The following is a 12,711-nucleotide window of genomic DNA, read 5'->3' as shown; positions in this document are numbered from 1 at the left end:
CACTCTTGAGTGTAATGCCAGTCAGTTAAGAACTGACTGGCATTTTTCTTTTATATGGATACTTTTGTGGCTTCTTTCTAACCACTCTTGGGTACTTCCTATCGGGTAGCCTATTTGGCAATATGAACATTCTTAGAGTATGAAGTAATTCTTCATAGTGCATGGGTAACTTACTTGCACTTTGGAGTGGTGTCGTTATCAAGAAAGCAATGATATGACGCAAACTTAGGCTAAAGCTAAGCTGAATAGGTGTCAGCTCTTCATCCTCCTTAATCGCATCTATCATGACTATCCGTATTAAGTTATAGGCTAGCAACATCCCCCATAGTTCTTGGCTTACCATGTCTGGTTTTTTACTTCGTAATGCGTACTTAGATTGATGTAAGCCTTGTTTCATTTCTCGAAATCCTAGCTCAATTTCCCAACGTTGAGTATAAACTTCGGTTAATTCGTCATACGGATAGCGCATTAGGTCTGTTAATGAACTAAGCACTCGGTAGCTTTTACCATCAATCTTATAAGTGATTAGCCGTGCAGTAATTTGCTCTGGCAACTCAGTAAATTTCTTTCTGGCTTGAGGGGTTGTAAATAGCGTAACTATTTTGTCGTTGTCGCTAATGTTACGTTCGACCTGATATTGTAAGTCCTTTTTGGCTGGGAGCATCCAATGGATATTGGTGCCCCGTTTTCTCCATTCGTGTAATAACCCCAATGAAAAATAACCTCGGGCAAATAGGGTCAATGAATCGTCGGGGACCGAGGGCAATAGCCCTTGAGCTAAACTCATTTCGCCTACACGTCGAGCATCAAAGCAGCTATCCAATAGTAGATGACTCGATACTTCCATCAGACTACACATTCTTATTTGTGGGTAACTACCTTCGCCATGTTGGTTCCTGTCACTACCAAATTCATTGCGGTTTTCTTCGTTGTCTTGAGTTCGGAAACTCACGCCATCAACGGCAAGTAAGTTTAATCCACACCATTGCTCAAATGCTTGGGTTGTAAACGTTTTTTGAGCTAATAATTGAAACGTATGTTGAACAGCTTCATAACCTAACCGTTGGCGGGCTTGTACTAAGGCACTAGGTGCAACCAATTTATTTTTTCCAGGTAGGGAGATATCAAGTCGGCTCGCAATATCCCAAACGGTTTCATTACGAAATAAACTCATGCCTATGACAGACCACATCACGGCATCCAGTGGTAATCTTCTCCTGCGGACCGTCGCGATCCCAACATGCTCGAACGCTTGCTCTAAAATAGTTGGGTCTAAAACATTTTTAAGTTTATCTAATGTGTGCACGTCATCTAAAAAGGATGACATATCTTCGAGTTGTTGGAAAAAAGGCATAAAAAAATCCAGTGACATATTATCACTGGATTCTGACAGCCCCAAAAGATCGGTCAACTGATCATATTAATTTTCTTAACTGACTGGCATTACACTCTTGAGTGCGTTTGTTTTTCGAAGACAATGCTGTTCTAGTAGAACATTTTACCGTCTTTAGCCATTGAAACTAATATTTCAGCCGGTTCAAAACGCGAGCCATGTAACTCTTTATAACCGTTTAATATCTCAACTAAATTATCTATTCCTAAGCTGTCCATATAGCGGAATGGACCACCTTGGAACGGAGGATAACCAGTACCAAATATCATGCCGATATCCCCGTCTCTCGCATTACGAACAATACCAGCATCTAAACAACGCGCTGCTTCATTTAGTAATTGGACAACACAACGTTCTGCAATTTTATCCGATGACAAACTGCCTTTAGGCGTCACACCTAACACCGAGTAAACCGACTCATCAACTTGTTTGCCTTTACCAGAAAACCTTAATTTGTCCATTAAGCTTGGTTGTGCAGCTTTACCATATTTATAAAAACCTTTTTGGTTTTTCTTGCCTTTACGATCATCAGCAATTAATTTTTCCATTGCCGATGGAACGGTAAAACGTTCACCAAATGCATCAAACAGAATCGCAGATACTTTAGAACCAACATCAATACCCACTTCATCCAATAACGTCATAGGTCCAACAGGGAAACCAAACTTAGTTAATGCTTTGTCTATTTTCTCAATTGGCTCACCTTCCATTGCAACTTGAGCCGCTTCATTCATGTATAGACCTAAAACGCGGTTAACAAAAAATCCAGCTTCGTCTTTTACTACAATCGGCGTCTTACCTTGACGACGAGCAAATTCAACAGTTGTTGAAATAGTCTCGTCAGACGTTTTATCGGTAGCAATAACTTCCACTAATGGCATTTTGTCGACTGGTGAGAAGTAATGTAATCCAATGACATTCTCAGGACGTGCTGCATTAGCGGCAATATCGCGAATTGGTAATGAAGATGTATTTGACGCAAATATAGTCTTGTCATTACAGTTTTCTTCTATGTCAGCAACCATTCGTTGTTTAAGTGATAAATCTTCAAATACCGCTTCAACAATAATATCCGCATCTTTAAAACCAACAAAATCAGTCCCTGCAGACAACATAGATAGCTGCTTTTGCATTTGAGAGTGTTGCATAAAACGGCGTTTAACTTTTTTACTTAAAATATCGTAGCTATATTTAAACGCGTTACGGATACCTTCATGAGCAATATCTTTAATACGAGCAGGGATGCCAGCTTTGGTCGTCGTAACAAATGCAATACCGCCACCCATTAAGCCGCCACCTAAAATACCGGCTTTTTTAACTTTAGCGGGTTCAACCCCTTCTACACCGTTTTCTTTTTTCATTGCTGTTGTAGCAAAGAATAAACCACGTAATGCCTTTGATTCTGGAGTCATGCAAAGTTCTGAGAAACGCTGAGCTTCAATTTCAAGCCCTTTTGCATAACCCATTTCTACGCCTGTGCGAATACACTCGATAATCTTAAATGGAGCAGGATAATTACCTTTTGTTAAACGCATCACCTGCTTGCCAGCTTGATCAAACAAGACCTTGCGACCAAACGGGTTGTTTTCTAACAAACGAGTAACAAGTGGTTGTTTTTTCTTTTTAACAACTGGTTTGCCTTTTAACGCCATTTCAATTGCAGTATTAAGGAGTATGCTATTTGGAACAATTTCATTAGCCAAACCAGCTTTAACCGCTTGTTTTGCTCTTAATTGTTTGCCCGCTAACATCATGTCTAAAGCTTTTTGTAAACCTACTAACTTAGGTAAACGTTGTGTGCCACCAGACCCTGGTAACAAACCTAGTTGAACTTCAGGCAAACCTAATACGGTTTTGTCGCTATCAGAAACAACTCGGCCATGACACGCCATTGCCAACTCTAAACCTCCGCCCAAAGCGGGACCGTTTATCGCAGCAATCACAGGAATCGACATATTTTGAATACGGTCAAATAACTTTTGCCCCAACTGAGCAATTTCTTTAACTTGATCTGCAGTTTCACAGCTATCTAACATAGCCACGTCAGCACCAGCTACAAATGAGTTGTCTTTACCAGATATAAGGACTAAACCAACAACCTCTTTATTGGCTTCAACTTGATCTAAAACGTCGGTTACTTGCTCGGCAAATTCGGCTTTTAATACATTCATTGATTCATCAGCAACATCGATGCTGATCACGCCTATGCCATTTTCTTTTATTTCTAAACTAAACGCTGATGCGTTTTTAATATCTTGAGTCATTTGAGTTTCCTTTCGGCTCTCTTAAAATTAGACTGAATCGTTTTACTTTTAATCGAGGCTTAGATTATCCGTCAACTTCAACAATCATAGATGCACCTAAACCACCAGCGGCACAAGCGGTTGTTAGACCAACACCACCACCACGACGACGCAGTTCATTAATAGTTTGCGTCACTAAACGTGTACCAGTTGCGGCAAATGGGTGACCATATGCAAGTGAACCACCGTTAACGTTAAATTTAGCCATGTCAATTTCACCAATGGCTTTGTCTTGACCTAATTGCTCTTGAGCAAACTTCTTACTGCTAAACATTTTCATATTCGCCAATGTTTGCGCAGCAAATGCTTCATGCATTTCTATTAAATCTAAATCAGCTAAATTCATGCCCGCACGTTTTAGTGCAATTGGCGTTGCATACGACGGTCCCATTAACATGTCTTCCCACACGTCAATTGCTGCAAAACCAAAGCTTCTGATATAACCTAAAGGTTCATAACCTAACGCTTTTGCTTTGCTTTCACTCATCAATAATATTGCTGATGCACCATCTGTTAATGCTGTTGAATTTGCTGCCGTTACCGTACCATGTTTACGATCGAATACTGGACGTAACTTGCTGTAACCATCCGCGGTAGAGTTAGTACGAACCGTATTATCCATATCTATAAACCCTTTAAACGGTTCAGGATGTGCAGTCATAACTTCATCTTTAAAGATGCCACTTTCCCAAGCTTTAGTTGCCAATGAATGTGAGCGATGCGCTAATGCGTCTTGATCGGCACGGCTGATATTATGGGTTTTAGCCATTTGCTCGGCCGTTTGACCCATGCTTAGGTTCGTTGAGTACTCAGCAACGGCAGGAGGAACCGGCATTAAGTCCTTAAAGCCTAACTTCTTAATAATATTCCAACGCTGGCCTAGGCTTCTCGCTTTATTTAAATCAACAAGGGCTCTGCCTAATTTTTTACTTACACCAATAGGTAAGACAGAAGATGAATCGGCACCACCGGCAACTCCCACAGATATGTGGCCTGCCATGATAGATTCACAGATATTTACGGTAGACTGAAAACTTGTAGCACATGCACGCGATACTGAATAAGCATCAGTATGCACATTCATTCCTGTGCCTAAAACGATTTCACGTGCTATGTTAGGCGCTGACGGGTATTGAACAACTTGGCCATAAACTAACTGTTCTATTTCTAATGGATCTAATTCTGAACGTTGTAACATTTCAGAAACAACCATCTTACCTAAATCAAGAGCTGGCACTCCATGATAAGCCGTTGCTTGTTTAGCAAAAGGAGTACGTAATCCGGCAACAACCGCGATACGATCACCATTTCTAGTTTGAAGTTTATTAGCTGTCATTATTTTACCCTGTATAAATTATTATTTGTCCAAGTGTAGTTGTTCATAACATAACCGAACAAATTATCTCAGACCCTCTGGTCTGACCTGATAGTAACCCAGTGATAATAACCATATCTATATAGAATTAAAACCAATATTTTTAGTTGTCTCTTTACTTACATTTAAAATCGCAACTAATGCGCAAAATTAACTGCAGATTAGCCAAACGTTAAAAGTGCGCAAACATCTTGTTACAACTGTCTCCTAACACAAGAATTAAGGAGTATGAAACAATTGTTTAAAATATCATCGTTTGATTTTTCGTCACTTGTTTTCTGCTTGGGGAACCTTATATATCTATGATTATCATAGATATCGATTTAGTGACGATTAACCTTTAAGTCACTTATATATAGCTCAGATTCATAGCTCAGGAATGTAAAACATGTCAGTAACCCGTTTTAACCAATTAAAACAATATTTAGATTCACAGGTGATCGGTCAACCGGACTTCACCAAAGGTATTTTAGTTGCACTGTTAGCTGATGGACATTTATTAGTTGAAGGTCCTCCAGGACTAGCAAAAACCCGAGCAATCAATGCATTAGCTAATGGTTTAGAAGGTGACTTCCACCGCGTTCAATTTACCCCTGATTTACTGCCAGCCGATTTAACCGGTACCGACATTTACCGTCCGGAAACGGGTGAGTTTAAATTTGAAAGTGGACCATTATTTCACAATCTAGTTTTGGCCGATGAAATCAACCGTGCACCGGCTAAAGTGCAATCCGCTTTATTAGAAGCTATGGCAGAAAGACAAGTAACGGTTGGTAAAACAACCTATCCTTTACCTGAATTATTTCTTGTTATGGCAACCCAGAACCCGCTTGAACAAGAAGGGACTTACCCGTTACCAGAAGCGCAACTTGACCGCTTTTTAATGCATTTAAATGTTGATTATCCGGGCGCTGAAACGGAAATAGAAATTTTAAGATTAACTCGTGGTGAAGCATTGCAGCAACCGGTAGAAAAGCCGGAACCATTAACTCAGGCTGATATATTCGCAGCCCGAAAAGATATTCTTTCAATTCATTTGTCGACTGAGTTAGAACAATATTTAGTGCAGTTGATCATCGCGACCCGTCAACCAGAACAGTTTGATCCTGAGCTTAAAAAACATATTGCATTTGGTGCTTCCCCGCGTGCCACAATCTCATTAGATAAATGCGCAAGAGCAACGGCTTGGTTAGATGGTCGCGATTTCGTAACCCCTGATGATATTCAAACTGTATTTTTTAACTGCTTACGCCATCGTATTTTATTAAGTTACGAAGCGGAAGCCGCAGGCGTTACAGCAGATCAAATACTTAGTCGTATTCTTGAATTGGTTGCCGTTCCATAATACAGAGCATTACAGGATATTAAGTAACATTATGACTGACTCTGCTGCAATACAATTGCAAACTGGTTTAGAGTGGCTTCATCGCCATAATTTATCAGGTGTTGATATTAGCTTTGACGAATTATTGATGTATCGAAACTTTACTCATTTGTTATCAAACAAACCCAACAGTAAAGTTAAACATCAAATGTCTGGCCAATACTTAGCCAAAACGAAAGGTCGAGGCATGGAGTTTGACGAAGCACGTCATTATCAACCCGGCGACGATGTACGTACAATTGATTGGCGCGTTACCGCACGTACGGGTAAGACCCATACTAAAATTTTTCGTGAAGAAAAAGACCGCCCTGTTTTTGTGTTTTGCGACTTATTACCGTCTATGCGTTTTGGCAGCCAATTATTGTTTAAATCGGTTCAAGCTTGTCATTTAAGTGCTTTGATAGCATGGACCGCTAAGCAGCGTGGTGACAAAATTGGTGGATTGATATTATCAGAAAACAACCTTTTTGAGGCCAAGCCAAGAAGTCGTCAACAAGCAGTGTTACATTGGTTAAAAGCTTTAAAAGACAATCATAATGACTTGCCTATGCAGCAAGAAGTGACAATCAATGAGCTTGATAAACAAACTCAAGAGAAAAAGTTTATTGAAGCCTGTGCACATTTACGACGTGTCGCCCATCCTGGCAGTTTAGTCTATTTAATTAGTGATCTTCAGCATTTAACTAATGATGCATTGCAACACTTATATCAATTGCAAAAACATTGTGAAGTGGTGGCTTGTTGGGTCAACGATCCTATCGAGCAAACTTTGCCATCGGCTATGTCTGGCTTAATGCCCGTAACAGATGGTAACGAAACTAAAATAGTGAATAACACTGCGCAATTAGCTGAATATAAATTAAAAGCTAAACAACATTTTGCGTCTAAAAAAAATGCCCTGTTAGATTACAACATTAAATGGTTATCTATCTCTGCTGGAATGCCATTAAGTGAGCAACTTTAATTATGCAACCTGATTTACTTTCTCAACTACAAGACATACAAACACCACAACAAGTTGGTCATTGGCCATTAGCTTGGGGGTGGTGGGTTGTGATTATATTGTCACTTCTACTACTCGTGTTTATTTGTATTTCGGTTTATCGTTTTATTCAACAACGTAAAGCAAAAAAACAAGCGCTTAAATTATTAAATCAAGTAAGTCCAAAACAAAACCCACTTGTAGCAGTACAAACCATTAATAGTATTTTGAAACGTGTGGTATTGGCTTATTGCGAGCGAGATCTAGTTGCCAATCTCAACGGCGAAAAATGGACTACTTGGCTTAATACACACGGTCATAAAAATGCTCAAATAAACTCTGAATTTGTCCAACTCGCGTATCAAGCAAATTGCAGTTCTGAACAAGCCAGTGAATATTTAAAACAAAGTAAAAACTGGATTAATAAAAGCTTACCTTTGAGTAAACAGGCATTAAAATCAATATCACAAGGAGAACAAAATGTTTAGTTTTGCTTGGCCTTGGTTGTTAACCTTATTAATTGCTCCTTTTATTATTCGATTATTACCTGCGGTAAAAAAACAAGAATCTACTGCATTATTTTTACCTACGTTTGATTTTATTGGCACACCTTCTCAGTCTGAAATAAAACGGGGATTTCCTTGGTTTGCTTTATTAATCTGGATAGCGCTAGTGTTGGCTGCTGCTAGACCACAATGGTTAGGGGAGCCGGTGACCATTCCACAAGAAGGCCGTGAGCTAATGTTAGCGGTGGACTTGTCAGGTTCAATGCAATATGAAGACATGATGATTGGCAATCAAAAAGTTAATCGTTTAGTCATGCTTAAGTACGTACTTAATGACTTTATTGAACGTCGAGTGGGTGACCGCCTTGGTTTAATTCTATTTGCCGACACAGCCTATGTGCAAACCCCATTAACTTATGACAGAAAAACCGTACGCCAAATGTTAGATGAAGCAGTATTAGGTTTAGTGGGTGAGAAAACCGCCATAGGCGATGCACTTGGTTTAGCCGCAAAACGCTTTAATGATAAAAAAGACTCAAATCGTATTTTAATATTACTAACCGACGGACAAAATACTGCTGGCAATATTCAGCCCCAAGAAGCATTAGAAATAGCAGTAGCCGCTGGCGTTAAGGTCTATACCATAGGGGTTGGAGCTGATGAAATGTTAGTACGCAGTTTTTTTGGTAATCGTAAAGTAAACCCGTCCGCTGACTTAGACGAAGCATTATTGAGTGATATCGCCAAACAAACCGGCGGACAATATTTCAGAGCCAGAGACACCCAAGGTTTACAACAAATATATGAAATATTAGATAAACTTGAACCCATTGAAGATGACCCTATTCAGCTAAGGCCTATGCAATCATTGTTTTTCTATCCGTTAAGTGTTGCATTATTTTTATCCGTTTTAGCTGTATATTTCCCACTTATACAGCGCACATTAAAATGGAGTAATTTACGTAATAAATTCGCTCCATCAAACCAAAAGAGTTAATTGGCCATGACGAATTTTTTAGCTCAATTTTCACAATTTCATTTTTTACGACCGGACTGGTTTTGGGTATTAATTCCCTTGATCATTTTTTGGATATTAAAACTTAAAGTAGTAACAACGACTCAGTGGCATCAAGTGATCCCTCCACATCTAGCCAATGCCATGTTAGGCAATAACAAAAATAATAAAGTAAAACAAAAAAGAACCTTTGTGCCTTTTATTTGGTTATTAGCCGTTATCGCTTTGGCCGGGCCGACATGGGATAAAATAGAAAAACCTGTATTCCAAGTTAAACGTGCCAGTGTCATTGTATTGGACATGTCAATGTCCATGCGCGCCACAGACATCAAACCCAATCGTTTATCTAAAGCAAGATTTAAAGCCATCGACTTAGCTAATGCTATCACTGACGGTGAAGTAGCTTTGGTTGCTTATGCCGGTGATGCATTTACTATTTCACCATTAACGCCTGACACCCGAAATATAACGGCTTTAATCCCAAGTTTAAAACCTGAAATCATGCCAGTACAAGGCAGTTACCCTCTATTAGGTCTAACCAAAGCAAGTGAATTATTGCAACAAGCCGGATACCCAACGGGGGACATTTATTGGATCACCGATGGGGTGGATGATGAAGATTTACCAGACTTAACCTCTTTTTCAGAGCAAACGCCTTATCGAGTAAATATCATGACTGTGGGTACTGCAGACGGTGCGCCGATAAAAATGTTGGATAACAGTTTATTAAAAGATCATTTAGGCAGCATCGTAATCCCTAAACTAAATAATCGTGTGTTGATGAATTTTAGTAACATTAGTAATGGTGTTTTTGTTAATTCCACGGCAACCGACGCTGATATCAGAACCTTATTAGCGGCAACGGTTTCACGCCCTAGGGAGAAACAAAATCAAGATGATAGCGAGACAAACGAGGATAACTCCTTAACAGGTGATGATTGGCAAGAATTTGGGCCATACATCATTTTATTAATTTTACCATTAGTGCTTACCTTTTTCCGTAAAGGTGCCACTTTCTTAATGATGTTGATTTTACCTTTTAGCTTTACGCCAAATAAAGCTATTGCGGCCGACAACGGACAAGCCAAAGTAGATAAGACCGCTGCTATTACTCCCCACCCTTCTTGGACGGATTACGCGTTCAAAACACAAGATCAAGTTGGTGCCGAGTTATTTAATCAACAACAGTTTGACCAAGCACTAGAATCATTTGAAAACACTCAGTGGAAAGGCGCTTCGGCTTATAAGGCTGGTGACTATCAAACCGCCCTTGATTATTTTAAACAAAACAACTCAGCCACAGGTTTATATAACCAAGGCAATGCATTAGCCAATTTAAATAAAATAGATGATGCTATTAAAGCCTATGATGAGTCACTTAAACTTAACCCTAATGATGAAAAAGTCATGGCTAATCGTGCCTTGTTAGAACAAATTAAGCAGCAACAAAAACAAGATGGTGATCAACAAAATCAGGACGGACAGCAAGATAAAGATCAGGAAGGCGGTCAAGAACAAGATTCACAAGAGCAGCAAGATTCAGAGAAAGACTCAGATCAAGAGTCGCAACAAAACTCACAGCAACAAGAGTCTGATAAAGAGAATGCTAACGCCGAAGATTCTAATAGTTCAGATTCTCAATCAGATCAACAACCTGAGCCAACGCCATCTGAAAGCCAAGAAACGCCTGAACAACAAAAGTCAGGTCAAGAGCTTTCTAAACAAGAAACAGAAGAAGAATCACAGAACGCGAGTGATGCTGAAGAAACGAAAGATGAGCAAACCGAACAAGAAGCTCAAGCGACACAGGCACAAATGAGCCAAGAACAAATTGAAGATAAAGAACAACAACAAAAAATAGAACAACTGTTACGAAAAGTATCAGATGATCCCGCAACGTTATTAAGAAATAAAATGATATTAGAAAGCAAAAAACGTCAGCAAAATGCTCGTTCGCCAAGAGGAGCAACTAAGTCATGGTAGCCCTTTTTCAATCAGACCTTAATTATTCAAAAGTATGCACTCAATTTATGACGATTATTAACATGTTTACTCGTATTTCAATCATTGGTTTTTTATTAATTTCTGCAACAGTGAATGCAACAACGAATGTCTCCGTCACAGTAGATAGAAACCCTGTTATGGTTAACGAATCCTTTGTCTTAGAAGTTGTGGCAAATGACTCTCTGGACGGTAATGATCTTGACTTAACCCCGCTTAGACAATCTGGTTTAGTGGTGGGTCGAACAGCAACGAGTTCTTCAACGCAGATCATTAATGGCAGTATTTCAAAAACCACTAGCTGGAATGTCGTGTTATTAGCAAGAAAAGAAGGCAATTATACTATACCTTCTCTCACTATTGATGGAGTTTCAAGTCAGCCTATTACCGTCTCTGTAGTGCAGTCCAACGCCGCAGCAGGTCAAAACAATCAAACTATTTTCTTAAAAAACATAATTGAACAAACCGACTTATATCTACAGCAAACCGTCAAGCTAGTAACACGTTTATACTTTGCGCCAAATGTAGATTTACAAAGCGGTACGTTAAGCGATCCTATTTTGGATCAAGCGTTTATCAAACAGCACGGTAAAGACAAGGACTCCAGCGAAATTATTATGGGGGTTCGTTATCGTGTGATTGAGCGTATTTACACTGTAACGCCGCAATCAAGTGGCACATTTACCATTAGTTCACCGGCTTTTAATGGTGAAATTAGCACAGGTCGTCGACGTTCTACGTTTAGTAACTTTGGCGGAACTAAACCAGTGACAAGTATTGGCAGTGATATAGAGATAAATGTTTCATCGATTCCAAAACAATATTCTGGCACTTGGTTACCAAGTGACTTAGTGATGTTAAACGAAGAATGGCAGCCAAACCAAGACAGTTATGAAGTGGGTGAACCTATCACTCGAACCTTCACGTTAACCGCGTTAAACGTAAACGAAGAGCAGTTGCCAGAAGTTATTGGTAATTACCCTGACTCATTTAAAACGTACCCAGATCAATCTGAGTCGCATTCGGAAGTTCGTCAAAATGCCATCGTGTCGCAACGGGTAAGTACAGAAGCCATAGTTGCCACAAAAGCTGGTGAGTTTGTTTTACCTGAAGTCTCCGTAAATTGGTTTAATACCAAAACAAAGCGTGAAGAAGTTGCCACAATTCCAGCTAAAACAATGAACATTGTTCCATCAACAAATGCTCAAGCGGCACCGATGACCAATTTACAAACACCTATCATAGAATCAACGGCTATAGGTGAACAAACTTGTGATCTGCCTTCTGATTCAACTCATTCAGACAACGACAGCAGTAATCTCCCTACCGGTTCTTATAACACCCTATTAATGTGGGCCGGTTGGGCATTATGGATATTCACCTCATTAATTTGGTTGCTATCCAGCTTATTACGCCGTAAACAAAATAAACAATCTCAGTCACCTAATAGCAAAGTGACTTATGATAAATCGGTATTAAAACAAGCGTGTTTGAACAACCAAGCGAATATGGTGCGCGCCGAATTATTAAAATGGGCAAAAGTCGAATTTACTCAACCAGTATTAACCTTATCGGCGTTAATGCCATTGGTTAATCCTGAATTACAGCAACAAATTTCAATATTACAAAACAGCCAATATTCAAAACATAATACCGAGTGGTCTGGTAAAGCCTTTTGGAATGCGTTTAAAATGTTTAACTCTACTACCAAAAAACAGAGCGACAGTAATTTACCACCGTTAAATGGATAGG

9 protein-coding genes are annotated in these 12,711 nt (G+C 39.5%); 6 read left to right on the top strand and 3 right to left on the bottom strand.

The window, feature by feature from the left end:
• Positions 1-25: 25 nt before the first annotated feature.
• The 3 genes from RT723_RS16195 to fadI all read right to left on the bottom strand — a co-directional run bounded on the left by RT723_RS16195 (position 26) and on the right by fadI (position 5,032).
• On the bottom strand, positions 26-1,354 hold the full coding sequence (locus RT723_RS16195; RefSeq protein WP_315948157.1) for an IS4 family transposase: 1,329 nt from the start codon (positions 1,352-1,354) through the stop codon (positions 26-28).
• A 131-nt stretch (positions 1,355-1,485) separates the two neighbouring features.
• Positions 1,486-3,657, bottom strand: a complete 2,172-nt coding sequence (gene fadJ / locus RT723_RS16190) for a fatty acid oxidation complex subunit alpha FadJ (RefSeq protein WP_315948155.1) — start codon at positions 3,655-3,657, stop codon at positions 1,486-1,488.
• A 64-nt stretch (positions 3,658-3,721) separates the two neighbouring features.
• Positions 3,722-5,032: an acetyl-CoA C-acyltransferase FadI gene (gene fadI / locus RT723_RS16185; RefSeq protein WP_216054821.1), complete on the bottom strand. Its 1,311-nt coding sequence runs from the start codon at positions 5,030-5,032 to the stop codon at positions 3,722-3,724.
• A 427-nt stretch (positions 5,033-5,459) separates the two neighbouring features.
• Between fadI and RT723_RS16180 the strand changes: the two genes are divergently transcribed.
• The 6 genes from RT723_RS16180 to RT723_RS16155 are packed head-to-tail and all read left to right on the top strand — an operon-like array spanning position 5,460 to position 12,710.
• The gene (locus RT723_RS16180) at positions 5,460-6,416 is read left to right on the top strand and encodes an AAA family ATPase (protein ID WP_216054822.1); all 957 of its coding nucleotides are present in this window, start codon (positions 5,460-5,462) and stop codon (positions 6,414-6,416) included.
• A gap of 31 nt (positions 6,417-6,447) precedes the next feature.
• Entirely contained in the window at positions 6,448-7,419 is a 972-nt protein-coding gene (locus tag RT723_RS16175; protein WP_315948151.1) for a DUF58 domain-containing protein, read from the top strand.
• Positions 7,420-7,421: 2 nt separating this feature from the next.
• Positions 7,422-7,925 (top strand): DUF4381 domain-containing protein, encoded by a 504-nt coding sequence (locus RT723_RS16170; protein WP_315948149.1) that lies wholly within the window; start codon positions 7,422-7,424, stop codon positions 7,923-7,925.
• Positions 7,918-8,940: a vWA domain-containing protein gene (locus RT723_RS16165; protein ID WP_315948147.1), complete on the top strand. Its 1,023-nt coding sequence runs from the start codon at positions 7,918-7,920 to the stop codon at positions 8,938-8,940. The genes RT723_RS16170 and RT723_RS16165 overlap by 8 nt, the downstream gene beginning before the upstream one ends.
• Before the next feature lie 6 nt (positions 8,941-8,946).
• A complete protein-coding gene (locus RT723_RS16160; RefSeq protein ID WP_315948145.1) occupies positions 8,947-10,941 on the top strand; it encodes a VWA domain-containing protein in 1,995 nt (664 codons plus the stop codon).
• Complete coding sequence (locus RT723_RS16155) at positions 10,935-12,710, top strand: BatD family protein (RefSeq protein ID WP_315948143.1); 1,776 nt, start codon at positions 10,935-10,937, stop codon at positions 12,708-12,710. The genes RT723_RS16160 and RT723_RS16155 overlap by 7 nt, the downstream gene beginning before the upstream one ends.
• Position 12,711: the final 1 nt, after the last annotated feature.

It is taken from the genome of Psychrosphaera aquimarina (assembly GCF_032461525.1).
Taxonomy (GTDB): Bacteria; Pseudomonadota; Gammaproteobacteria; order Enterobacterales; family Alteromonadaceae; genus Psychrosphaera; species Psychrosphaera aquimarina.
The sequence above is the reverse complement of the archived record's forward strand: the minus strand, read 5'-3'. Positions and strand labels throughout refer to the sequence as shown.